The organism is Halomonas heilongjiangensis (genome assembly GCF_002879645.1).
Taxonomy (GTDB): domain Bacteria; phylum Pseudomonadota; class Gammaproteobacteria; order Pseudomonadales; family Halomonadaceae; genus Halomonas; species Halomonas heilongjiangensis.
Genome location: NZ_PNRE01000040.1, coordinates 1 through 22550 on the forward strand (window position 1 = coordinate 1; position 22550 = coordinate 22550).

The window sequence follows — 22550 nt, forward strand, 5'->3', positions numbered from 1 at the left end:
TGCGGCGTGGCACAGGCGTCGGGCGCAGCTGCGGGCGAAGACCAGGCACTCCAGCAGCGAGTTGCTGGCCATGCGGTTGGCCCCGTGCAGGCCGGTGCAGGCGACCTCGCCGATGGCATGCAGCCGCGGCACCGTCGTGGCGCCGTCCAGGTCGGTGGCGACCCCGCCACAGCTGTAGTGGGCCGCCGGTACCACCGGGATCGGCGCCCGGGCGATATCGAGCCCGCGGCTGGCGCAATGGGCGTGGATGGTGGGGAAGTGGTGGCGGATCGCGGCCTCGCCCAGGTGGCGGATGTCGAGGAGGACATGGTCGCGGTCGGTGCGCTGCATCTCGGCGTCGATGGCCCGGGCGACGATGTCGCGCGGGGCCAGCTCGGCCCGCGAGTCCAGCGCCGGCATGAAACGCTCGCCCGCGGCATTCAGCAGCAGCCCCCCCTCGCCGCGCACCGCCTCGCTGATCAGGAAGGGCGGGCCGTCCGGGTCGTAGAGGCAGGTGGGGTGGAACTGCTGGAACTCCAGGTTCATCAGCTCGGCGCCGAGTTCGGCGGCCATCATCATGCCCTCGCCGCTGGCCGGGCGCGGGCTGGTGGTGTGGCGGTAGAGCCCGCTGGCGCCGCCGGTGGCGAGCACGGTGTCCATGGCCGACAGGTCGTGCCGGTCCCCCCCGGCGTCGAGGCAGCGAACCCCGCGGCAGTGGCCGTCGGCGTCGCCGATCAGGCCGATGGCGGTGAGGTCGTCGCGCAGGGCGATGTTCGGATGCGCCAGGGCGTGGGCCATCAGGGTGTCGACCACGGCCCGGCCGGTGGCGTCGTCGGCGTGGATGATGCGTCGCGCGCCGTGACCGCCTTCGCGGGTCAGGTGATAGGGGTAGGCGGCCTCGGGGCTGGGGTCCGGGGTGAAGGGCACGCCCAGCGAGAGCAGCCACTCGATGGCCGCCGGGCCCTGCTCCACGGTGAAGCGCACGGCGCGCTCGTCGCACAGGCCGTCGCCGGCCACCAGGGTGTCGGCGACATGGGCGTCGAAATCGTCCAGCGGCGAGAGCACGGCGGCGATCCCGCCCTGGGCCCAGCGACTGGCGCCCTGGTCGTCGCTGGCCGGGCGCAGCAGGGTGACCCGACGCCGGTCGGCGACCTCCAGGGCCAGCACCAGGCCGGCGACGCCACCGCCGATGATCAGTACGTCATGCTTGCCGTCAGTCATCTCGCGTTCCTTTTTCGAGCGGGGCCGTCCCCTCGGTGGCGCCGGCACGGTGCGAGGCGCTGCGCAGGCGTTTGCTGGGCAGGCGCGCCAGGCTGCCGAGGCGTTCCACCAGCGCGTCGGTCAGGCGCGCCAGCTCGCGGTTGAGCCATAGATAGCCGCTGGGGCTGAAGAGTGCCCGGCCGCTGTCGGTGCGGGCATTGCAGGCCAGCTCGGCATGACGTTGCAGGTCGAACTGACTGATCCGGACCTCGATGGGCTGGCCGGTGCGCACCTGGAAGGCCAGGCTGCCGAGATCCCGGGCCAGGCGGTGCTGTTCGTCGCGCAGCCCGCTCATGGCATCGATACGATCATGTCCGGCGCGGGTCGTCCAGTGGGTCTCGAGCAGCAGTTCGACGGTCGAGAGCATGCGGCGCTGCAGGGAGATGATGTCGTCGAGCTCGTCGCGGCGCAGCCGGCGCTCCCGGTGGATGGCGTCGACCAGGCCGCGCTGCTTGACCAGCAGGGCGCTGGTGGCCTTGAGCAGTGCCCGGGTGTCGACATCCACCGACGAGGTGGCCGAGGTGTGGGCGTGGTAGAGCCGCGCCAGGCGATCCAGGTTCTCGGCGAGCATGAAGCGCATCATGTCGGTGGCCTTCTGGGGCAGCACCAGGACCGTGACGGCGATGCCGACCAGGGTGCCGAGCAGTACATCGAAGGCCCGCCACAGGCCGAGGCCGAGGTCATGGCTGCCGTCGCCGATCACCAGCAGCAGGCTGATGGCGAACATCAGGCCGCTGTAGCCGTGGCGGTTGCCGAAGGTGATCCAGGTGGCCACCCCGATGCCGGCCAGGGCACCGGCCGGCACCAGCTGGTGCACGGGCAGTGGCAGCAGGATCAGCGTGAGCCCCCAGCCCGCCCCGAGCAGGGTGCCGAGCAGGCGCTGCCGCCCCTTGTCGAGCACGCCGCCGATGTGCGGCAGGTTGCCCATCACCATGATGGTGCTGACCAGCGCCCAGCTGGAGTGGGGGATGGTGAACACATTGATGACGGCGTAGGTGATGGAGAGGGCCAGCAGGACACGCAGCACATGCAGCTTTCGACGGTGCCGATAGTTGAAGTGGGGGTCGCGCAAACGCGGCAGGATCATGAAGCGATGCCCCGCTCGTAGCCTGGAAGCGGAAGGGTCCAGAGTCGAAGCCAGGAGGCTGGTGCCCGGAGCCGGGCTCGAACCGGCACGGTGTCGCCACCGAGGGATTTTAAGTCCCTTGCGTCTACCAATTTCGCCATCCGGGCGGCATGGGTTCGAGCGAAAAATCGGGGGAAGATGGAGGCTGGAGTCGGAATCGAACCGGCGTACACGGAGTTGCAGTCCGCTGCATAACCACTCTGCCATCCAGCCTCATCGAGTCGTTCCCTGTCGAGAAGCTCTCGACGGAGAGAATGGAGCGGGAAACGAGATTCGAACTCGCGACCCTCGCCTTGGCAAGGCGATGCTCTACCACTGAGCTATTCCCGCTCGACTCGAGAGCGAATTATACGGATAAGTCGGTGACTGTCAAACGCTTTTCGCTGCCTGCCGTCACATCGAGCGGCTCAGGTGGGGCCAGGCGGCGCGCAGGTAGAGGATCATCGACCACAGGGTCAGCACGGCGGCCAGGTAGAGAGTGGCGACGCCGATATTGGCCAGCGACGAGCCGGGGGCGAAGGCCAGCAGCACCAGCAGGGCGATCATCTGCAGGCTGGTCTTGACCTTGCCGATCCAGGAGACCGCCACCTGGCCCCGCTTGCCCATCTCGGCCATCCATTCGCGCAGCGCCGAGATGACGATCTCGCGACCGATGATCACCAGCGCCGGCAGGGTCAGCCAGAGCGCCTCGTAGCGTTCGATCAGCAGGGCCAGGGCCACCACCACCATGAGCTTGTCGGCCACCGGGTCGAGGAAGGCGCCGAAGGGGGTCGACTGGTCCCAGAGGCGCGCCAGGTAGCCGTCGAGCCAGTCGGTGATCGAGGCCAGGGCGAAGAGCCCGGCGGCCACCGGCATGCTCCAGGCGAAGGGCAGATAGAACAGCACCACCAGCAACGGGATGAAGATGATACGAGCCAGGGTCAGAATGTTGGGTATGTTCATCGCGTGATGCTGTCCTTGCCGGGAGGGTGGGGCCAAGAGGCCACTCATTCTATCCAGCTTGGGCGCCGTCATCCATGCAGGGCGCGATGAATCGTCTCGGCGAGGGTGGCGCTGATGCCCGGAACCCGCGCCAGCTCCTCGCGGCTGGCCTGCTTCACGCCCTGCAGCCCGCCGAAGAAGCGCAGCAGCTCGCGTCGACGGCGCGGCCCCACGCCGGGGATCTCCTGCAGGGTCGAGGTGCGCCGGGCCTTGTCGCGCCGGGCCCGGTGCCCGGCGATGGCGAAGCGGTGAGATTCGTCGCGGATATGCTGGATCAGGTGCAGGGCGGGGGAGGCGCCATCGAGGTCGAGGCTGCGCTCGACGGTCTCGACGAACAGCGTCTCGAGCCCTGCCTTGCGGGTGGTGCCCTTGGCCACCCCGAGCAGCATCACGCCCTCGACGCCGAGTTCGGCGAACACCTCGCGCGCCATGTTGAGCTGGCCCTTGCCGCCGTCGACGATCAGGATGTCGGGCCGTTCGCCCTCGCCCTCCTTGAGCCGCCGGAAGCGGCGGGTCAGGGCCTGGCGCATGGCGGCGTAGTCATCGCCGGCGGCCACGCCCTCGATGTTGAAGCGGCGGTAATCGGACTTGCGGGGCCCGTTCGCGTCGAACACCACGCAGGACGCCACCGTGGCCTCGCCGTGGCTATGGCTGATGTCGTAGCACTCCAGGCGCCGCGGTACTGCCTCGAGGTGCAACGCCTCGCGCAGCGCCTCGAAGCGATGGGACAGCTGGGCCTGGCCGGCGAGCTGGCTGGCGAGTTGCTGCTCGGCGTTGGTCCGGGCCAGCTCCCGCCACTGGGCGCGGTGGCCGCGCACCTGGTCGGCCAGCCGCACGCGCCGGCCGGCGCGCTCGGCCAGCGCCCGGGCGATCAGGTCGGCATCCGGCACCCGGTGGCTGGTGATCACCTCCTGGGGAATCTCCCGGGCCTGGCCCAGATAGAACTGGCTGACGAAATCGCCGAGCAGGGCCTCGGGGCCCAGGTCCAGGCCGTTGCTCGGGGCGTGGTGACGGGCGCCCAGCAACCGGCCCTGGCGCACCGTCAGCACCGAGATGCACAGCGCGCCGGGGCGGCTGGCCAGGGCGAACACATCGGCGTCGCCGCCGGCGGTGTCGACGAACTGGCGTTGCTGGAGCCGGCGCAGGTGCTGGATCTGGTCGCGCAGCCGGGCCGCCTCCTCGAAGTCCAGGTCGCGGCTGGCGGCTTCCATGTCGCGGGTCAGCTCGCGAGTGACCTGCTCGCTCTTGCCCTCCAGGCACTGCACGGCGTGCTCGAGATCGCGGCGGTAGTCGGCCTCGTCGATGTAGTCGACGCAGGGCGCGCTGCAGCGCTGGATCTGGTGCTGCAGGCAGGGCCGGGTGCGGTGGGCGAAGACGCTGTCCTCGCAGTTGCGGATGCGGAAGATCTTCTGCATCAGCGACAGGCTCTCGCGTACCGCGCCGCTGCTCGGGTAGGGGCCCAGGTAGCGGCCGTCGTCGCGCCGGGTGCGGGCGCGCTTGTACTCCAGTGCCGGGAAGGGGTGGCGATCGGTGACGAAGACGAAGGGATAGGACTTGTCGTCGCGCAGCAGGATGTTGTAGGGCGGACGCAGCTCCTTGATCAGCGTCTGTTCCAGCAGCAGCGCCTCGGTCTCGCTGTTGGTCACCGTGACCTGAATATCGCCGATGCGGGCGACCAGGGCCTGGGTCTTGGCGTTCAGCGCCCCGCGGAAGTAGCTCGCCAGCCGTGCCTTGAGCCGGCGGGCCTTGCCCACGTAGAGGGTCTCGCCCTGGTCGTCGAGCATGCGGTAGATGCCGGGCGACTCGCTGACGGTGTCGAGGAAGTGGCGGTGGTCGAAGCTCATGCGGGAAACGCGGCCGGGACGACGGGAGTGTCATCCTAGCAGATCGTTCGGGCAGGGGGGACTCACTCCACGCTGGCGTAGCCGTCGACCAGGCCGTGGCGCAGCCCCAGGTGCGTCAGCTCCACGTCGGAGTGGACGCCGAGCTTCTCGAAGATCCGGTAGCGGTAGGTGTTGACCGTCTTGGGGCTGAGGAAGAGCCGATCGGAGATATCGGCCACCTTCTGGCAGTTGACGATCATCATCGCCACCTGCAGTTCGCGCTGCGAGAGCTGGTCGAAGGGGTTGTCCTGGGAGTCGATCCGCGACAGTACCAGGCGTTGGGCGATCTCGGGGCTGACGTAGCGCTGGCCGGAGAAGACGCTGCGAATGGCGCCGACCATCTCGTCGTGCTGCGAGCCCTTGCTGATGAAGCCGTGAGCCCCGGCCTCCAGCAGGCGCTGGGCGAAGGTCTCCTCGAGAAAGGCGGTCAGCACCAGCACCCGGGTCTCGTCCATGCCCCGGGTGATCTTGCGGGTCGCTTCGAGGCCGCCGATGCCGGGCATGCGGATATCCATCAGCACGATGTCCGGACGCAGGGCGCGGGCCTGGGTGATGGCATCCTCCCCGTCGGCGGCCTCGCCGACCACGCTGATGTCCTCCTCGGCATTCAGCAGGTGGGCAATGCTGGTCCTTACCAGGTGGTGATCATCGGCAACAAGAACCCGGATCAAGGCAGCGCCTCCTGAGCGAAATGGCGGATCTTCGACTGCGACGACGGATGACGTCTCTGGTAGCGTAAGAGTGACACAACTTCATCCTAAGAGGAATTGGTGCGTAGGGGTAAATATTCTCGTTCACCCGCTTCTTTCGCCCAAGGGTTGACCCTGCCGGGGATACTGCGTACCATATGCCTCGTTCTCGCACGGCGAGACGGTGTGGGGCCTTAGCTCAGCTGGGAGAGCGCAACACTGGCAGTGTTGAGGTCAGCGGTTCGATCCCGCTAGGCTCCACCACAAGTTTAGAAGAATCAGCCGCTTGAAGCACTGCTTCAGGCGGCTTTTTCGTGTGCTGGTGTTCTTCGTGTGCTGGAACCGTGCTGGCGAAGTGTCCCGCGGGCCGCGAGAGGGGGCGTGGGGGTACGCAGGGATGAAGGGGATCAGGCGCAGTCGGCGGCGCCTTGGCCGAACATGTCGAACAGCAGCTCGCGACCCAGGGCGGTGAGCACGAAGCGGTCCTGCTCGTTGTAGGTGGCGGCCTCGCTGCGCTCGAGGACGCGCTGGCAGGTGGACCAGTCGCCCGAGGCGGCATGCAGGTCGCGCATCGCGCTGCGGTCGAGGCCGCGGTGGGGAACCGTCACCGACTCCAGGACGTGACCGTGGTGATAGAGCAGGGCGGCCATGTGCGACAGGCACTGGCGCAGGCTGCGCTGCATGCCGGCCGTGGCGGAAGTGTCGGGTGTCATGCGCTGCATCTCCCTATGGCTCCAGTCTATGGCTCGAGTATGCTGCAGCGCACTATACCACGAAAGTCGATGTGCGACCAAAGTCGAAGCCTCCCCGGCATCCGGGGAGGGGGTGTCTCACCCGTCGACTCGGCCGATCAGCAGGAACTCGAGCAGCGCCTTCTGGGCATGCAGGCGGTTGCCGGCCTCCTGCCAGACCACGGCACGGGGGTCGTCGAGCAGCGTCTCGCTGATCTCCTCGCCGCGATGGGCGGGCAGGCAGTGCAGGAACAGCACGTCCTTGGCGGCGCGGTCGAGCAGCGCCTCGCTGACCTGGAGGCCGGCGAAGGCCGCCTCGCGCTTGGCCTGCTCTTCCTCCTGGCCCATGGAGGCCCAGACATCGGTGGTCACCAGGTCGGCGCCGGCCACCGCCTCGTGCGGGTCGCGGAAGAGGGTGACGCGATCCCCGGCGGCCTCCAGGATGTCCTGGCGCGGCTCGTAGCCCTCGGGGCAGCAGATGCGCAGCTGGAAGTCGAACTGGCGCGCGGCGTTGATCCACGAGTGGCACATGTTGTTGCCGTCGCCGATCCATACCGCGGTACGCCCCTTCACGCCCCCCCGCAGCTCGGTCCAGGTCATGATGTCGGCGAGCAGCTGGCAGGGATGGTAGTCGTCGGTCAGCGCGTTGATCACCGGCACCGTGCTGGCGGCGGCATAGGCCTCGAGCCCGGCGTGGGAGAAGGTGCGGATCATCACCGCATCGACCATCTCCGCGAGCACCCGGGCGGTGTCCTCGATGGGCTCGCCGCGGCCGAGCTGGGTATCGCGGGGCGACAGGAACAGCGCATGACCACCGAACTGCGCCATGGCGGTCTCGAACGAGACCCGGGTGCGCGTCGACGACTTCTCGAAGATCATCGCCAGGGTGCGGTTGGCGAAGGGGGTGTAGGTCGGGCCGTGGGTCTTCAGGCCGTTCTTGATCGAGATGGCGCGTTGGATCAGGTAGCGCAGCTCTTCCGGGCTGAGGTCCAGCAGGGTCAGGAAGTGGCGGGTGGCCATGGGGTCGCTCCACGGGAAAAAACGACCATCCTAGCCAGCGCCGGGGGGATGCGCAATGCGCCCTGCATCAGTAGAATGGACCCACACTCAATGCCGACGACCGCACTCGGGTATTCCGGTGCGACGCTCCATCCCCGTTTCAGACTCCCACGTTTCACGCTTCAGAAAGGACAGCCCCATGAGCACTACCGTCGAGAACATCCAGCGCCAGATCAGCGAGAACCCCATCCTGATCTACATGAAGGGCACGCCCCAGCTGCCCCAGTGCGGCTTCTCCGCCCAGACCGTCCAGGCGTTGATGGCCTGCGGCGAGCGCTTCGCCTTCGTCAACGTGCTGGACAACCCGGACATCCGCGCCGAGCTGCCCAAGGTGGCCAACTGGCCGACCTTCCCGCAGCTGTGGGTCGAGGGCGAGCTGGTCGGCGGCTGCGACATCGTGGTCGAGATGTACCAGAACGGTGAACTCGAGAAGCTGGTCAAGGAGGCCGCCGCGCGCGCCGAGGCCAGCGACAAGCCGGAAGCCTGAACTGGACTGCACGCCCCCATTGCAGGAGGGTAGCAGGCCATGACAGTGGGCCCGCCGTGATCCGGCGGGCCCGCTTGCGTTAGCCGCTTACGGCTGCTCCTCGATACCCTGTTCGCGCTGGGCCAGCGCCCAGCCCCCCAGGTCCTTGTAGCGGTTGATCATGGCGCAGAACAGCTCGGCGGTGCGCTCGGTATCGTAGCGGGCCGAGTGGGCCGAGCTGTTGTCGAACTCGATGCCGGCCGCCCGGCAGGAGCGGGCCAGCACCGTCTGGCCGTAGACCAGGCCGGCCAGCGAGGCGGTGTCGAAGCTCGAGAAGGGGTGGAAGGGGTTGCGCTTGAGGCCGCAGCGAGCCACGGCGGCGTTGAGGAAGCCGTGGTCGAAGGCGGCATTGTGCCCCACCAGCACGGCCCGGGTGCAGCCGTGGGCCTTGATCGCCTTGCGTACCGGGCGAAAGATCTCCCCCAGCGCCTCGGCTTCGGTGAGCGCCACCTGCTGGCGCAGCGGGTCGTCGAGCCTGATGCCCGTGAAGTCCAGCGCCGACTGCTCCACGTTGGCCCCGGTGAAGGGCTTGACGTGGAAGGCGTAGGTGGCATCGGGAATCAGGTTGCCCTCCGGGTCCATGGTCAGGGTCACGGCGGCGATCTCCAGAATCGCATCGCGTTCGGCATTGAATCCGCCGGTTTCCAGGTCCACCACCACCGGCAGGAAGCTGCGGAATCGCTGCGCCATCAGTTCGCGGGCGATCGCCTCGCTCATGCACCTCTCCTTGCGTCATTCCGACTCGTCACGACCAATGCATCGTCATCCAGGAGCACCGTCGCGTCCCGGTGGGCATCGAATCGCGGCAGTCTAGCAGTTTGGCCTGGCTGCGTCCCGTGGCCGGTATTCGCTGGCGGGCTGCCGCGCTATAATCGACGCTCCATGACGTTCACCGCTGTCATTCATTTCAATTTCAGGAGCCCCTCAATGTCCGATGTCAAGAAGGTCGTTCTCGCCTATTCCGGCGGCCTGGACACATCCGTCATCGTCAAGTGGTTGCAGGAGACCTATGACTGTGAGGTCGTGACCTTCACCGCCGACATCGGCCAGGGCGAGGAAGTCGAGCCGGCACGGGCCAAGGCCCAGGCCCTGGGCGTCAAGGAGATCTACATCGAGGACCTGCGCGAGGAGTTCGTGCGTGACTACGTCTATCCGATGTTCCGCGCCAACACCATCTACGAGGGCGAGTACCTGCTCGGCACCTCCATCGCCCGCCCGCTGATCGCCAGGCGCCTGATCGAGATCGCCAACCAGACCGGCGCCGACGCCATCTCCCACGGCGCCACCGGCAAGGGCAACGACCAGGTGCGCTTCGAGATGGGCGCCTATGCGCTCAAGCCCGGCGTCAAGGTGATCGCCCCGTGGCGCGAGTGGGACCTCACCTCCCGCGAGAAGCTGATGGCCTACTGCCAGCAGCACGACATCCCGGTCGACTTCTCCTCGAGCAAGAAGAAGTCGCCGTACTCCATGGACGCCAACCTGCTGCACATCTCCTACGAGGGCGGCATCCTCGAGGACCCCTGGGCCGAGGCCGAGGAGGACATGTGGCGCTGGAGCGTCTCGCCGGAGACCGCCCCGGACCGGCCCACCTATGTGGAGCTGACCTATGAGCAGGGCGACATCGTCGCCATCGACGGCACCCCGATGCGTCCCCACGAGGTGCTCGAGACACTCAACAAGCTGGGCGGCGACAACGGCATCGGCCGACTCGACATCGTCGAGAACCGCTACGTGGGCATGAAGTCCCGCGGCTGCTACGAGACCCCGGGGGGCACCATCATGCTGCGCGCCCATCGTGCCATCGAGTCGATCACCCTCGACCGCGAGGAGGCCCACCTCAAGGACGAGCTGATGCCCAAGTACGCCAAGGTGATCTACAACGGCTACTGGTGGAGCCCGGAGCGCCGCATGCTGCAGGCCGCCATCGACGAGACCCAGAAGAACGTCTCCGGCGTGGTGCGCATGAAGCTCTACAAGGGCAGCGCCACCGTGGTCGGCCGCAAGTCCGACCAGTCGCTGTTCGACGAGTCGATCGCCACCTTCGAGGACGATGCCGGCGCCTACGACCAGAAGGACGCCGAGGGTTTCATCAAGCTCAACGCCCTGCGCCTGCGCATCGCCGCCGGCAAGGGCCGCAAGCAGGACTGAGCCCGACGCCCGCACCCTCTTCGACGCCGGCTCGCCGCCGGCGTCGTCGTTTCGAGGCTTATCATTGGTGAGGACAGCACAATGCTCAAGAAACTGTTTTCGGGGCTGTTCGGCGGCGGTGGCGACCGGCCGAAGGGGGCCGCCGCGGCCGAGCCGGTGGAGTACCACGGCTACCTGATCGTCTCCGAACCCGCCGATCAGGGTGGCCAGTACCGCGTCAGCGGCTGGATCCGCAAGCCCGTCGATGGCGGCGAGCCCCTCGAGCACCGCTTCGAGCGCTCCGACATGGTACCCGGCCGCGAGGCCTGCGATCAGCTGATGATCAGCAAGGCGCAGCGCTTCATCGACGAGGTGGGCGACGAGATGTTCACTTAACCCTTCGCCCAAGTGCCCCGGCCGCGGTGTCTCGCTACACTTCGGGTATTCGTGAAGTGCGGTTCACGCTGACCCGGAGCCTCCATGCGCCTGCTGCATCGCGCCTCGCCCTGGCGGGAACTCTTCGCCGCCGACGTCCTGCCCGATCCCGCCCGGCTGCCATCGCTGGTCGCGCCGCTACGCGATGCGCTGATCTCGCTGGGGCCGGCACCGAGTCTCGCCGCCGCCCATCGCTGGCAGGCCGAGCTGGTCGACGCGCTCGACCGCCTCGACCTGCCGGCCTGGCGCATCGGGCAGCTGATCAGCGATCACAACGACTGGCTCTACCGCCGCGCCATCGATCTCTCGCTCAACGAGATGCAGGGGCAGGGCTGGGGCGCGCCCCCCGCCGCCTGGTGCGTGCTGACCCTTGGCTCCGCCGCCCGCCACGAGAGCCTGCTCGGGCCGGACCAGGACAACGCCATGATCATCGCCGACTATCCCGATAGCCGGCACACCGAGATCGACGGCTACTTCCAGGCGCTCGGCGAACGCTTCACCACCCGTCTCGACGAGGCCGGCATCCCGCTGTGCAGCGGCCACGTCATGGCGCGCTGGCCGATGTGGCGCAAGCGGCTCTCCGAGTGGACGGAGCAACTGGCGATCTGGACCGCGGACCGGCGCGTCAAGCGGGTACAGCAGGCCAATATCCTGCTCGACTTCTTTCCGGTGCGCGGCGAGGCGGCGTTGGCCGAGGCGCTGGCCGACCAGGTCGCCAGGCTGATGCCGCGCTCCCCGCTCTTTCTCGACGAGATGGCCGCGCTGCTCGACGAACTGCCGGTGGCACTGGATCGCCTCGGGCGGCTCGCCGGCAGCCGCGAGGGGGCGCCCCACGACCGCGCCCTCAACCTCAAGCACCAGGGCGTGCTGCCGCTGGTCAATGCCGTGCGGCTGCTGGCGCTGCGCCACGGCGTGCGGCCGCCGGAGACCCGCGCCCGGTTGACCGACCTGGTGGTGAAGGAGGTGCTGAGCGCCGAGCGGGCCCTGGCCCTGACCTCGGCGCTCGAGCGCCTGCAGGGGCTGCTGCTGGCCGAGCAGCGCTTGAACCTCCAGGAGGGGCGCGCGGTGGATGGCTGGGTGGATGTCGCCCGCCTCGGCGAGGACCGGCGCCTGCTGCTGCGTCACGACCTCCAGCAGATCCGCGCACTGGTCAGGCTGGCCCGGGGACGGGCAGCGGGGTAGGCTGGTCGGCCGCCTGCGCCTCCGGCGGCGCGGCCGGCAGCTCCATCACCAGGCAGGCGCCGCCCAGGTGCGGGGCGTCCTCCACCCACAGCCGCCCGCCCAGATGGGCGACGATGCCGCGGCTGATCGGCAGGCCCAGGCCACTGCCCCGGGGGCGACCGCGGGCCTGGCCGCCGCTGCGCTTGATCTGGTGGAACTTCTCGAACACCCGCTCACGCTCGTCCTCGGCGATGCCAGGGCCGTTGTCCTCCACCGCCAGGCGGAAGTGCCCCTTGTGGCGCTCGAGGCGCAACAGCACCCGCGGGGCCTCGTCGGCGGCGAACTTGCCGGCATTGTCGAGCAGGTTGATGATCACCTGCTCGAGCCGGTCCGGATCGCCGATCACCGGTGCCGTCTCCAGCGCCATCTCGACCTCGAGGCTCACGCCTCGGTTCTCCTGCAGCCGGTGCACGGCGTCCACGCTGTGCCGGGCCAGGGCGACCAGGTCCAGCGGTTGCGGGGTGAGGGTCAGGCGGCCGCTCTCCAGTCGTGCCAGGTCGAGGATCTCCTCGATCAGCCGCGACAGGCGCTGGCTCTCCAGCACCACCACGTCGAGGAAGTGCTCGCGCTTCTCGTCGGGCAGGTCGCGACCATCGCGCAGGATCTCGGCGAAGGCGCGGATCGAGGTCAGCGGGGTGCGCAGCTCGTGGCTGACCATGGCCACGAACTCGTCCTTGAGCCGGTCGAGCTCGCGCAGCCGCTCGTTGGCGGCGCGCAGCTCCTCGCCGATGCGCGCCAGCTCCCGCGACTTCTGCTCCAGGCGGCGGTTGTACTCCAGGGTCTGGGAGGTGGTGTCGAGGATGCTGAGGATCGATTCCAGGTCGAGGGCCTCGCCGCGCACCACCGAATTGATCAGCACCCGGGCCGAGGCGCTGCCGAGTGCCCCGGCCAGCGCCTGCTCGGCGTGGGCGATCAGCGCCGACGGGGCGGGCTGGTCGTCGCCCTCGTGTTCGCCCTGCCGGGCGAAGACCCGCGCCGTGGCGGTGAGGCCCAGGTAGCGATCGAGCAAAGCACGCAGTTCGCCGCGGGTGGTCTGGCCGTGCCACAGCGAGGTCTCCATCAGCCCCGGGTGCATCGCCTCGGCGAACAGCGCCGCCTGGGTCTGTTCCAGCGGCCCCTGGCGAGTGAAGAGCGACACCCCGACCAGCAGGCCGACGTTGGCGAGCAGGCTCCACAGCAACGAGTGGGTATAGATGTCCCAGCCCTCGAGGCCGAACAGCGCATAGGGCCGCAGCCAGGACAGCCCCCAGGGCCCCTCCTCGATGAAGCCGGCATCGAGCCATCCCGACAGGGCGAAGCCCGGCAGTAGCAGGGTCCAGGCCCAGATCAGGAAGCCGGCGAGCAGGCCAAGGGCCGCGCCGTTGCGGGTGGCGCCGCGCCAGTACATGCCGATCAGCATGGCCGGGGCGAACTGGGTGGCGGCGGCGAAGGAGACCAGGCCGATGGTCACCAGGCTGTAGGAGTCGCCGATCAGGGCATGGTAGAGGTAGCCGAGCAGCAGGATCAGCACGATGGCCACGCGGCGGATCCCCAGCAGCCAGCCGGCGAGCTCGCCACGGGACCCCAGGTGAAGCCGCCGCGAGCGCAGCAGCAGCGGCATCACCAGCTGGTTGCTGACCATGGTCGAGAGCGCGATGGTCTCGACGATCACCATGCTGGTGGCCGCCGAGAGCCCGCCGATGAAGACCAGCAGCGGCAGCCCCTCCAGACCGGCGGAGAGCGGCAGGGTGAGCACGAAGCTGTCCGGATCGCTGCCGGCATCGCCGAGCAGCAGCCCGGCCATGGCGATGGGAATCACGAAGACGTTGATCGCCAGCAGGTAGAGCGGGAAGAGCCAGCTGGCGCGCTTGAGATGCCGTTCGTCGACGTTCTCGACGACCAGCACCTGGAACTGGCGGGGCAGGGTGAGGAAGGCGAGGAAGGCCAGCACCAGCATGCCGACCCAGCCGACGGCGCCGCCCGGCACGGCCTCGAGGCTCAGGGCGTCAGCCAGTGCCGGTGTCTCCGCCACGCGGGCGAAGAGATCGCCGGGGCCGTTGAACAGCACGAAGACGGTGAACACCCCGACCGACAGGAAGGCCACCAGCTTGACCAGCGACTCGAAGGCGATGGCCGCGACCATGCCCTCGTGGCGCTCGCTGGCGTCGAGGTGGCGAGTGCCGAACAGGATGATGAACACCGCCAGCACCAGCGCCACCCAGAACGACTTGTCGTGCCAGAAGCTCTCCTCGGCCAGGCTCAGCGCGGCGGCCTCGGGGTAGTTGACCAGCACCGCATGGCTCAGCGTGATCGCCTTGAGCTGCAGCGCGATGTAGGGGGTGATGCCGATCAGGGCGATCAGCGCCACCAGCGCCCCCAGGCTCGAGCTCTTGCCGTAGCGGGCGCTGATGAAATCGGCGATGGAGGTGATGCGCTGGGCGCTGGCGATGCGCACCATCTTGCGGATCATGAAGGGCGCCATGAGCATGGCGAGCGTCGGCCCCAGGTAGATCAGCAGGAAGCTGGGCCCGTGCTCGGCGGCCCGGCCGACGCTGCCGTAGAAGGTCCAGGCGGTGCAGTAGACGGCGATGGAGAGCGCGTAGACGGTGGGCGAGCCGATCAGCGAGCGACCCTGCTCGGCGCGGCGGTCGCCCCAGGCGGCGATCACGAACAGCAGCGCGAGGTAGCCGAAGGCGACCCCGAGCACGACCATGTCGCCCCTCATGGCCGGGTCACTCCTCGTGGCGCCGTTCCATCAGCCAGGCGGTCAGGGCGATCACCGCCCCCCAGGCGAGGAACAGGTAGAGGGGCAGCCAGGAGAGTCCGGCGGCCGGGGGGCGGTCGACCACCAGCAGCAGCGGTGGCGAGAAGAGCAGCGCCGCCAGCACGATCAGGGCGATCAGCCGCTCCTTGAGCCGGGGGGTCGTCATGCGCTGGCGTCCTCCCGGTCGAAGGCGGTCGCCTGCAGCGCCAGCACCTGCTCCAGGGTATCGAAGCCGCGGGCCTCGAGCCGTGGCAGCAGCGCCAGCCACAGCTCGGCGGTGACCCGGGCGTCGCCCAGGGCGGTGTGACGGGCCCCCGGGGGAATCATCAGGCCATAGCGCTCGGCCAGGGTATCCAGGTCGTGGCCGTCGATGCCCTCGTCGAGCGCCCGCGACAGCAGCAGGGTGTCGAGCACCGGCATCTCGAAGGTGACCCCGCCCCCCGCTGGCTGGATCGCCAGCAGGTCGAAGGCGGCGTTGTGGGCGAGTATCACCGCCTCGCCGATGTAGTCGCGAAAGCGCGGCAGCGCCACGTGCAGGGGCGGGGCGCCGGCCACGTCGCTGTCGGTCAGGCCGTGGATGGCGGTGCTGGCCGGCGGAATCGGCCGGCCCGGGTCGACGCGGATGTCGAAGACGTCGCTGGCCAGCAGCCGGGCGTTGACCACGCGACAGGCGCCGATGCTGATCACGCGGTCGCCGCGCCGCAGTTCGAGGCCGGTGGTCTCGGTGTCGAAGGCGACGACCTCCAGCGCCCGCAGCGAGCGGCCGGCGAGCTCGGCGTCCGGGGGCGGCAGGTCGGCGATGCCGAAGTCGTGGAACTCCGGCCGCGGCGGTGTCCGTGGGCGCGGTGCCCCGACCCGCTCGGTGGCCGGCAGCGGTAGCCGCAGCCGGGCGTGCTTGCCGTCCGGGTCGGCGAGGCTCCAGGCGTCGCTGTCGTGCTGGCGCAGCACGTCGCCCACCCGCGGCACGAGCGGCAGGGCCTCGAGGGGCGTGCGGCTCCAGTCGGCGAGCTGGCGTTCGCCCAGCGGCGTGCCGCGCCACACCAGGTCGAGGTAGACCCGCTTGTTGCCGAGGCAGATCTCGCCCTCGATGTCGCCGCCGCCGGTATGCTCCGCCAGCCGCTCGAGCAGCGAGCCGAGCAGCACCAGCAGCGCCGTGGCGTCGCCCTTGAGCCAGGCCGGCATGCCGATCGGCACGACGCTCCGACCCTCGCCGGCGTGGCGCTCGTTGAGGGCGTCCCAGAGGTCGTTGGACCACAGCGGCACCAGCCGCTCGCCCTGGCGCTGCATGTCCTCGATCAGGGCTCCCATGCGTTCGATGTCGCGACCCAGCGCCAGGCTCTCCTCCTCGACCACCGTCTCCAGCCGCTGGCGTAGCTCGCTCGACTCGCCTTCGGGGCGCAGGCTGGACAAGGCGTCGGCGGCGCTGGTCAGGCTGGCGCTGTGGCGGCGCAGCAGCGGCAGGGTGTCGACCAGTTCGCCCCGGGCGCCCATCTCGCTGGTCCAGGCGGCGGTGGTATCGGTGAGCGTCAGCAGGGTCTCGCCGTTGCTGCCGGGGACCCGGCGCAGGATGGCGCACAGCCAGCGCACGTCGCAAGGCACCAGGATCTCGCGCGGGGTGCCGTCGTCGGGCAACTGGCCCAGGGCCTCCTGCAGGCTGGCCACCGGGAGCAGGGCATCGAGGCGCTTGCCGAGGCCGAGCCCGGGGTGGCCCTCGAAGAGGCTCTCGGCGGCCTGGTTGAAGAGCAGCAGGCGACGGTGGTGGTCGCAGAGCAGCAGCGGCGTGTCCAGTACCTGCAGCAGGGTCTCGAGTTCCTGGCGGATACGGGCCGCACTGCGCGCGCCCTCGGCATGGGCCGTGGCCAGGCGATTGCGGTCCGCCCGCCAGGCGTCGCGGATCCGTACCAGGTCGGGGCCCAGGCCGCGCAGCCAGCCCTCCGGCGGGTAGTCCTCCCGGGCGTCGGGGTTGGCCACCAGCCGCGCCAGCTGGACCTGCAGGTGGCGCAGCGGGGTGAACAGCTGGCGTTCGAGCAGCAGGCCGACCAGGAAGATGGTGCCGCCGCCCGAGAAGCAGCCCAGCCAGAGGACCCAGCGGGCCAGCCCCTGGGGGTGGAACAGGCTGTCGAGCCAGAGGGCGAACACCGCCCCGCCGAACAGGCTGATGCCGCTGAGCAACAGCCACAGTCCCACCAGCCGCTGGCGCCTGGGCAGGCCGGAGAGACGACGCCCCATCAGCGAGCCTCGTCGAGCAACGTCTTGACCTTCTCCACCAGGGCCTGGGTGGAGAAGGGCTTGGTGATGTAGTCGTCGGCCCCCAGCGCCATGCCCTTCTCGCGTTCGACCTCGCGGCCGTGGGCGGTGAGCATGATGATCGGCAGGCGGGCATGGGCCGGGTCGGCGCGCAGCCGCTCGAGCACGTCGAAGCCACTGATGCCCGGCAGGCTGATATCCAGCAGCATCAGGTCGGGGGCCCCCTCGGCGACCCTGGCCAGCGCCCCCTCGCCGTCCTCGGCGGTGACCACCTCGAAGCCGGCCTGCTGCATCAGGAACTCCAGCGACAGGACGATATTGGGCTCATCGTCCACCACCAGGACCTTGGCCATGGGCGCTCTCCTCATCAGCGTGCGTCTATCATGCGTTGTTACCGATCAGTCTAGTGGGCGGCCAGGGCGCGGCAAAGACGACCTTGGCAGGAGGTGCCGGCCGGGGCGGCCGCCAGGAGGCGGGACGACGGCGTTCGGGGCGGGGGAATCAGCGACCGTTGTCGCCGCTCCCGGTGTCGTGGACCTTCGGCCCCAGCGGACCGAGCCACAGCCAGATCTGCACCACCACCAGCACCGGCAGCAGCCAGATCGGTGCCCCCACGGTCGAGACCAGCACGTAGTGGATGAAGAAGGCCGTGATGCCGGCGATCAGCCCGACCAGCGGGAACAGCAGGGGGCGCTTGCGGCCGGGCAGCCGCGAGAGGCGAAACAGCGCGCCGATGAAGGCGCCGAAGGCGGCCGCCATGGCCAGGGGGATCAGCAGTTGTTGCATGTCGAGTCTCGTGCCGTGGGCAGGAAGAGGCGGTGTCGCCAGCGTAGCGTTTCCGCGACGCGGCTGCCCCTTCGACTTTTGATGTAATCCGCTTTCACAAGGATGGACTTATTCATTCGGGGTCACCATTCTGCTGCCTGGACGCGTCTCGCCAAACATGCAGGCCGGACAGAACAAGGACACATCCTTACCAAGGAGCTTCCCCGATGAGTGCAATCGTTCTACTGATCCTGGGTCTTGCCGCGATGGCGGCCGGGTACCTGCTGTACTCGAAGTTCATCGCCGAGAAGATCTATCGCCTCGATCCCGACTTCAAGACGCCCGCCCACGAGTTCGAGGACGGCGTCGACTTCGTGCCCACCAACCGCTTCGTGCTCTGGGGCCACCACTTCACCTCCGTGGCCGGGGCCGCGCCCATCGTGGGGCCGGCCATCGCGGTGATCTGGGGCTGGCTGCCGGCCTTCCTGTGGGTGGTGTTCGGCACCATCTTCTTCGCCGGGGTGCACGACGCCGGCGCCATCTGGGCCAGCGTGCGCAACAGGGCCAAGTCCGTGGGGGCCCTGACCGGCGACGTGGTCGGCAAGCGCGCCCGCAGCATCTTCATGATCGTCATCTTCCTGGTGCTGCTGATGGTCAATGCGGTGTTCGCGGTGGTCATCGCCGGCCTGATGATGAACTTCTCCAGCGCCGTGGTCCCGGTGTGGGGCGCCATCCTGGTGGCCCTGGTCATCGGCCAGCTGATCTACCGTCGCCTGCTGAGCCTGCCGATGGTGTCGATCATCGGCGTCGTGGCGCTCTACGCGCTGATCGGCATCGGGCCGTCCGTGCCGCTGCAGATGCCCGCCGAGGTGGCCGGGCTGTCGGGCAACGCAGTGTGGATCCTGATCCTGTTCGGCTACGCCGCCATCGCCTCGCTGCTGCCGGTGTGGGTGCTGCTGCAGCCGCGCGACTACATCAATGGCCTGCAGCTGTTCATCGGCCTGATCGTGCTCTACGGCGCCATCGTGCTGATGAATCCGACCCTGGTGGCCCCGGCCTTCAACACCAACGTGCCGGCGGGCACGCCGTCGCTGCTGCCGCTGCTGTTCGTGACCATCGCCTGCGGCGCCATCTCCGGCTTCCATGGCCTGGTCTCGTCGGGCACCACCTCCAAGCAGCTCAGCAAGGAGACCGACGCCCGCTTCGTCGGCTACTTCGGTGCCGTGGGCGAGGGCATGCTGGCACTGGCCGCGATCCTCGCCGCCACCGCCGGCTTCGCCACCTTCGCCGACTGGCAGGCGATGTACACCGCCTTCGGCCAGGGCGGCGTCAACGCCTTCGTCGAGGGCGGCGCCTTCATCATCCACAACGGCCTCGGCCTGCCGGAAGCGACCGCCGCGACCCTGCTCACCGTGATGGCGGCGCTGTTCGCCGGCACCACCATGGACACCGGCCTGCGCCTGCAGCGCTACATCTTCCAGGAGTGGGGCGAGATCTATGACCAGGCCTGGATGAAGAAGCCGGCCATCGCCACCCTGCTGGCGGTGGGCAGCTGCCTGCTGCTGGCCTTCGGTGCCGGTGGCGCCGACGGCTCCGGCGGCCTGATCATCTGGCCGCTGTTCGGGACCACCAACCAGCTGTTGGCCGGCCTGACCCTGCTGGTGATCACGGTGATGCTGGTGCGCCTGCGGCGCCCGATGATCTACACCCTGGTGCCGCTCTGCTTCCTGCTGGTGATGACCATCGCCGCGCTGCTGATCCAGCTGCGCAGCTTCTTCGAGCAGGGCAACACTTTCCTGCTGGTGCTGGACATCGTGGTACTGATCGCGGCGATCATGGTGGCCATGGAGTGCGCCTCGGCGCTCAAGCGCTCTCACGCCGAGGTGGCGACCGAGCAGAGGTGAGGCAAGGAGGGTGAGATGAACGACGATCATGGCCAGGGGCATGATCCTCGTCGCGAACGGATTCGGGCCTGGCTGAGCCAGGCCCGCTTCTTCGCGGAGGAGGTCTACTCCGCCCGCTACCGCGGCGCCATCGCCCGGGCCCGGCGAGACGAGGACGACCTGTTCATGCTGCTGGTGTTCTCCGAGATGATGGGCGTGCCCAACCCGGCCGCCTACTACACCCTGGAGCTCCAGCCGCTGTTGCTGGAGCGCTTCCACGACTGGCATCGGCGCATGGGCATGGAGCACTCGCCGCTGGATCACTTTCGTTGCTGTTGAGAGCCACCATGAAAGAACTGCTGGATAAGCGCCTGCTGTGGGTGGGCGGCAAGGGCGGGGTGGGCAAGACCACCGTGGCCGCGGCCCTGGCGGTACTCGCCGCCCGGCGCGGCAAGCGCGTGCTGGTGGTCTCCACCGACCCGGCCCACAGCCTGGGCGATGTCTTCGACCGCGAGCTCGGCGACACGCCGCGACGCCTGTTGCCGGGCCTCGACGCCATGGAGATCGACCCCGACGCCGAGGTCGACGCCCACCTGGCGCGGGTCACCGAGCAGATGCGCCGCTACGCGGCCCCGGAGATGATGGCCGAGCTCGAGCGCCAGATGCGGCTGACCCGGCAGTCGCCGGGCACCCAGGAGGCGGCGCTGCTCGAGCGGCTCTCAAGGCTGGTCACCGCCGCCGACGTCGACCACGACCTGATCATCTTCGACACCGCCCCCACCGGCCATACCCTACGCCTGCTGACCCTGCCCGAGGCGATGGCGGCCTGGACCGACGGCCTGCTCGCCCACAACCGCAAGTCGGAGGAGCTGGGCCGCGTGCTCTCGCACCTGACGCCGAAGCGCGGTCGCGACGTGGCGACCCCCTTCGACGACCCCGAACAGGACCCGCTGGCCGATCTCGACGAGCGCACCCGCGACGTGGCGCGCACCCTGATCGAGCGGCGGCGGCTCTTCCATCGCGCCCGGCGGTGCATCGAGGACGCCGAGGAGACGAGCTTCCTGTTCGTGCTGACGCCGGAACGGCTGCCGATCCTCGAGACGGCGCGCGCGGTCGAGGCGCTGGAGGCGGTGCATGTCCCGGTGGCCGGTACCCTGGTCAATCGGGTCATTCCCGAGGACGCCGACGGCGATTTCCTGCGCGCCCGCCGCGCGCAGGAGGCGACCTATCTCGCGCGCATCGACGCCGAGCTCGGCCACCTGCCGCGGCCGCGCCTGCCCTGGCTGCCCACCGATGTCCAGGGGATCGAGATCCTCGAGGGGCTGGCGGATCGCCTGGCGGCCGAGGGGTTCTAGCCGGCCGGGAAAGCAGGGCAGGAATGGGGGCGCATCATTGCCATATGACAGCAATGTCGTGCTGCCGGGCGGCCTACACCGCCCGGGGACGGCTCGGCTACACTGTCGCCTTTTCGATCCATCTGCCGTCCAGGGGGGCACACCATGTCCGATAGCGTGCAATTGGTCCAGCGGTACTACGAGGCCTTCAATCGGGGCGACTGGGACGCCATGCTCGACTGCCTCGACGAGGAGGTCGCGCACGACCTGAACCAGGGGGCGCGGGAAACCGGCCGCGAGGCGTTCCGCGCCTTCCTCACGCGCATGGACCGCAGCTACGTCGAGCGCCTGGAGGACGTGGTCGTCATGGCCGCCGCCGATGGCCGGCGCCTCGCCACCGAGTACGTGGTGCACGGCGAATACCGCACTACCGACGAGGGGCTGCCGCCGGCCACTGGCCAGCGCTATGTGCTGCCCGGCGGTGCCTTCTTCGAGGTGCGCGACGGCCGCATCACCCGGGTGACCAACTACTACAACCTGCAGGAGTGGCTGCGTCAGGTGGGCGCCGAGGCGTGATACCGGCGTGGCGTTCGAAGCTGAGGGAGAGGCAGTGATGCGTGTGGCGGTGGCCAAGTACCCGATCGGGATGCCGCGGGACTTCGATGAGTTCGCCCGGCGCCAGGCCGACTGGCTGGCCGAGGCCAAGGCACGGGGCGCACGGATCGCCGTGCTGCCGGAGTACCTGAGCCTGGAGCTGGCGGCGGGCTTCGCCCCGGCGGTGCGCGATGACCTGGCGGCGTCGCTGGCGGCGCTGCAGCCGCTGCGCAAGGCGTGGTGCGCGCTCTATCGGCGGCTGGCCCGGGAGCTCGATCTCTACATCGTGCCCGGTAGCTTCCTGCTGGCCACCGGCAGCGGCCGTTATCGCAACCGCGCCGACTGGTTCGCCCCCGATGGCTTTCACGGCTGGCAGGACAAGCTGCAGCTGACCGGCTACGAGAAGGCGAGCGGGGTGGTCGAGCCCGGCGACGCCCTGTACTGGTTCGACTGCGACGGGCACCGGGTGGGCATCGCGGTCTGCTACGACGTCGAGTTCCCGCTGCCGGTGCGGGCCCAGTACGAGGCGGGCGTGCGCCTGCTGCTGGTGCCCAGCTGCACCGACACCGCGGCCGGCGCGACCCGGGTCAGGGTCGGCTGCCTGGCGCGGGCGCTCGAGAACCGCTTCTTCGTGGCCCAGGCGGTGACCGCCGGCGAGGCGCCCTGGAGCCCGGCGCTGGACGTCAACACCGGCGAGGCCACCCTCTATGCGCCCATGGATCACGGCTTTCCCGCCGACGGCCTGCTGGCCGTCACCGAGGCCGGCCAGCGATGGGCCTGCAGCGATGTCGATATCGACGCGCTGGAGTGCAGCCGCGAACACGCCCAGGTCGCCAACGACCGGGACTGGCCCGCCCAGCTGGCGTCGCCGTTGCGGATGCTGGCAGCGGACGGGGCGATGGCGGACGGGGCGATGGCGGACACGGCCGAGGCGTGAGGCCGGCGATGTCGCCGGCGATGCCGCCGG

At 69.2% G+C, this 22550-nt stretch carries 22 protein-coding genes and 4 tRNA genes; 10 read left to right on the top strand and 16 right to left on the bottom strand.

Annotation, left to right across the window (positions count from 1 at the left end):
* From nadB to uvrY, 8 genes are all read right to left on the bottom strand, one after another.
* Window positions 1–1200, bottom strand: a 1200-nt coding sequence (gene nadB / locus C1H66_RS09160) for an L-aspartate oxidase (RefSeq protein WP_102627587.1), incomplete at its 3' end; no start/stop codon positions are given.
* Window positions 1193–2326 (bottom strand): FUSC family protein, encoded by a 1134-nt coding sequence (locus C1H66_RS09165; RefSeq protein ID WP_102627588.1) that lies wholly within the window; start codon window positions 2324–2326, stop codon window positions 1193–1195. The genes nadB and C1H66_RS09165, both read right to left, overlap by 8 nt.
* 59 nt (window positions 2327–2385) lie before the next feature.
* Window positions 2386–2472, bottom strand: a tRNA-Leu gene (locus tag C1H66_RS09170).
* Window positions 2473–2504: 32 nt separating this feature from the next.
* A tRNA-Cys gene (locus C1H66_RS09175) sits at window positions 2505–2578 on the bottom strand.
* A 42-nt stretch (window positions 2579–2620) separates the two neighbouring features.
* Window positions 2621–2695 (bottom strand) — tRNA-Gly (locus tag C1H66_RS09180).
* A 63-nt stretch (window positions 2696–2758) separates the two neighbouring features.
* Window positions 2759–3307 carry a CDP-diacylglycerol--glycerol-3-phosphate 3-phosphatidyltransferase gene (gene pgsA / locus C1H66_RS09185; RefSeq protein WP_102627589.1) on the bottom strand — a complete coding sequence of 183 codons (549 nt, stop codon included), beginning with the start codon at window positions 3305–3307 and terminating at the stop codon, window positions 2759–2761.
* Between the two features lie 68 nt (window positions 3308–3375).
* Window positions 3376–5190 carry an excinuclease ABC subunit UvrC gene (gene uvrC, locus C1H66_RS09190; RefSeq protein WP_102627590.1) on the bottom strand — a complete coding sequence of 605 codons (1815 nt, stop codon included), beginning with the start codon at window positions 5188–5190 and terminating at the stop codon, window positions 3376–3378.
* A 62-nt stretch (window positions 5191–5252) separates the two neighbouring features.
* Window positions 5253–5900, bottom strand: coding sequence for a UvrY/SirA/GacA family response regulator transcription factor (uvrY, locus tag C1H66_RS09195; RefSeq protein WP_102627591.1), 648 nt, complete (start codon window positions 5898–5900; stop codon window positions 5253–5255).
* 206 nt (window positions 5901–6106) lie between these two features.
* Here uvrY and C1H66_RS09200 point away from each other — a divergent pair.
* Window positions 6107–6182 (top strand) — tRNA-Ala (locus C1H66_RS09200).
* A gap of 143 nt (window positions 6183–6325) precedes the next feature.
* On the opposite strand, the gene C1H66_RS09205 is transcribed toward C1H66_RS09200, so the two are convergent.
* Window positions 6326–6631: a hypothetical protein gene (locus tag C1H66_RS09205; RefSeq protein ID WP_102627615.1), complete on the bottom strand. Its 306-nt coding sequence runs from the start codon at window positions 6629–6631 to the stop codon at window positions 6326–6328.
* A 117-nt stretch (window positions 6632–6748) separates the two neighbouring features.
* Complete coding sequence (gene argF, locus C1H66_RS09210) at window positions 6749–7669, bottom strand: ornithine carbamoyltransferase (RefSeq protein WP_102627592.1); 921 nt, start codon at window positions 7667–7669, stop codon at window positions 6749–6751.
* Between the two features lie 178 nt (window positions 7670–7847).
* Between argF and C1H66_RS09215 the strand changes: the two genes are divergently transcribed.
* Window positions 7848–8195, top strand: a complete 348-nt coding sequence (locus C1H66_RS09215; RefSeq protein WP_102627593.1) for a Grx4 family monothiol glutaredoxin — start codon at window positions 7848–7850, stop codon at window positions 8193–8195.
* An 87-nt stretch (window positions 8196–8282) separates the two neighbouring features.
* Here the strand turns inward: C1H66_RS09215 and rnt are convergent, their stop codons facing one another.
* Complete coding sequence (gene rnt, locus C1H66_RS09220; RefSeq protein WP_102627594.1) at window positions 8283–8951, bottom strand: ribonuclease T; 669 nt, start codon at window positions 8949–8951, stop codon at window positions 8283–8285.
* A 210-nt stretch (window positions 8952–9161) separates the two neighbouring features.
* On the opposite strand from rnt, the gene C1H66_RS09225 reads away from it, so the two are divergent.
* From C1H66_RS09225 to C1H66_RS09235, 3 genes are all read left to right on the top strand, one after another.
* On the top strand, window positions 9162–10382 hold the full coding sequence (locus C1H66_RS09225; RefSeq protein ID WP_102627595.1) for an argininosuccinate synthase: 1221 nt from the start codon (window positions 9162–9164) through the stop codon (window positions 10380–10382).
* Window positions 10383–10463: 81 nt separating this feature from the next.
* Window positions 10464–10757 carry an HlyU family transcriptional regulator gene (locus C1H66_RS09230; protein ID WP_102627596.1) on the top strand — a complete coding sequence of 98 codons (294 nt, stop codon included), beginning with the start codon at window positions 10464–10466 and terminating at the stop codon, window positions 10755–10757.
* A gap of 84 nt (window positions 10758–10841) precedes the next feature.
* The gene (locus C1H66_RS09235; RefSeq protein ID WP_102627597.1) at window positions 10842–11978 is read left to right on the top strand and encodes a DUF294 nucleotidyltransferase-like domain-containing protein; all 1137 of its coding nucleotides are present in this window, start codon (window positions 10842–10844) and stop codon (window positions 11976–11978) included.
* On the opposite strand, the gene C1H66_RS09240 is transcribed toward C1H66_RS09235, so the two are convergent.
* The 5 genes from C1H66_RS09240 to C1H66_RS09260 all read right to left on the bottom strand — a co-directional run bounded on the left by C1H66_RS09240 (window position 11947) and on the right by C1H66_RS09260 (window position 17793).
* Window positions 11947–14721 carry a sensor histidine kinase gene (locus C1H66_RS09240; RefSeq protein WP_102627598.1) on the bottom strand — a complete coding sequence of 925 codons (2775 nt, stop codon included), beginning with the start codon at window positions 14719–14721 and terminating at the stop codon, window positions 11947–11949. The genes C1H66_RS09235 and C1H66_RS09240 overlap by 32 nt on opposite strands.
* A gap of 7 nt (window positions 14722–14728) precedes the next feature.
* A complete protein-coding gene (locus C1H66_RS09245; protein ID WP_102627599.1) occupies window positions 14729–14926 on the bottom strand; it encodes a hypothetical protein in 198 nt (65 codons plus the stop codon).
* The gene (locus tag C1H66_RS09250; RefSeq protein ID WP_102627600.1) at window positions 14923–16989 is read right to left on the bottom strand and encodes a 3'-5' exonuclease; all 2067 of its coding nucleotides are present in this window, start codon (window positions 16987–16989) and stop codon (window positions 14923–14925) included. The genes C1H66_RS09245 and C1H66_RS09250 overlap by 4 nt, the downstream gene beginning before the upstream one ends.
* Window positions 16989–17360 (bottom strand): response regulator transcription factor, encoded by a 372-nt coding sequence (locus tag C1H66_RS09255; RefSeq protein WP_102627601.1) that lies wholly within the window; start codon window positions 17358–17360, stop codon window positions 16989–16991. The genes C1H66_RS09250 and C1H66_RS09255 overlap by 1 nt, the downstream gene beginning before the upstream one ends.
* Window positions 17361–17508: 148 nt before the next feature.
* Window positions 17509–17793 (bottom strand): hypothetical protein, encoded by a 285-nt coding sequence (locus tag C1H66_RS09260; protein ID WP_102627602.1) that lies wholly within the window; start codon window positions 17791–17793, stop codon window positions 17509–17511.
* A 206-nt stretch (window positions 17794–17999) separates the two neighbouring features.
* Here C1H66_RS09260 and C1H66_RS09265 point away from each other — a divergent pair, with 206 nt between their 5' ends.
* The 5 genes from C1H66_RS09265 (at window position 18000) to C1H66_RS09285 (ending at window position 22520) form a co-directional block, all read left to right on the top strand.
* The gene (locus C1H66_RS09265; RefSeq protein WP_102627603.1) at window positions 18000–19676 is read left to right on the top strand and encodes a carbon starvation CstA family protein; all 1677 of its coding nucleotides are present in this window, start codon (window positions 18000–18002) and stop codon (window positions 19674–19676) included.
* 15 nt (window positions 19677–19691) lie between these two features.
* Window positions 19692–19994 (top strand): cory-CC-star protein, encoded by a 303-nt coding sequence (locus tag C1H66_RS09270; RefSeq protein WP_102627604.1) that lies wholly within the window; start codon window positions 19692–19694, stop codon window positions 19992–19994.
* A gap of 8 nt (window positions 19995–20002) precedes the next feature.
* Window positions 20003–21010 (top strand): ArsA family ATPase, encoded by a 1008-nt coding sequence (locus C1H66_RS09275; protein WP_102627605.1) that lies wholly within the window; start codon window positions 20003–20005, stop codon window positions 21008–21010.
* Between the two features lie 144 nt (window positions 21011–21154).
* Entirely contained in the window at window positions 21155–21565 is a 411-nt protein-coding gene (locus tag C1H66_RS09280) for a ketosteroid isomerase-related protein (protein ID WP_102627606.1), read from the top strand.
* A 37-nt stretch (window positions 21566–21602) separates the two neighbouring features.
* A complete protein-coding gene (locus C1H66_RS09285) occupies window positions 21603–22520 on the top strand; it encodes a carbon-nitrogen hydrolase family protein (RefSeq protein ID WP_102627607.1) in 918 nt (305 codons plus the stop codon).
* Window positions 22521–22550: the final 30 nt, after the last annotated feature.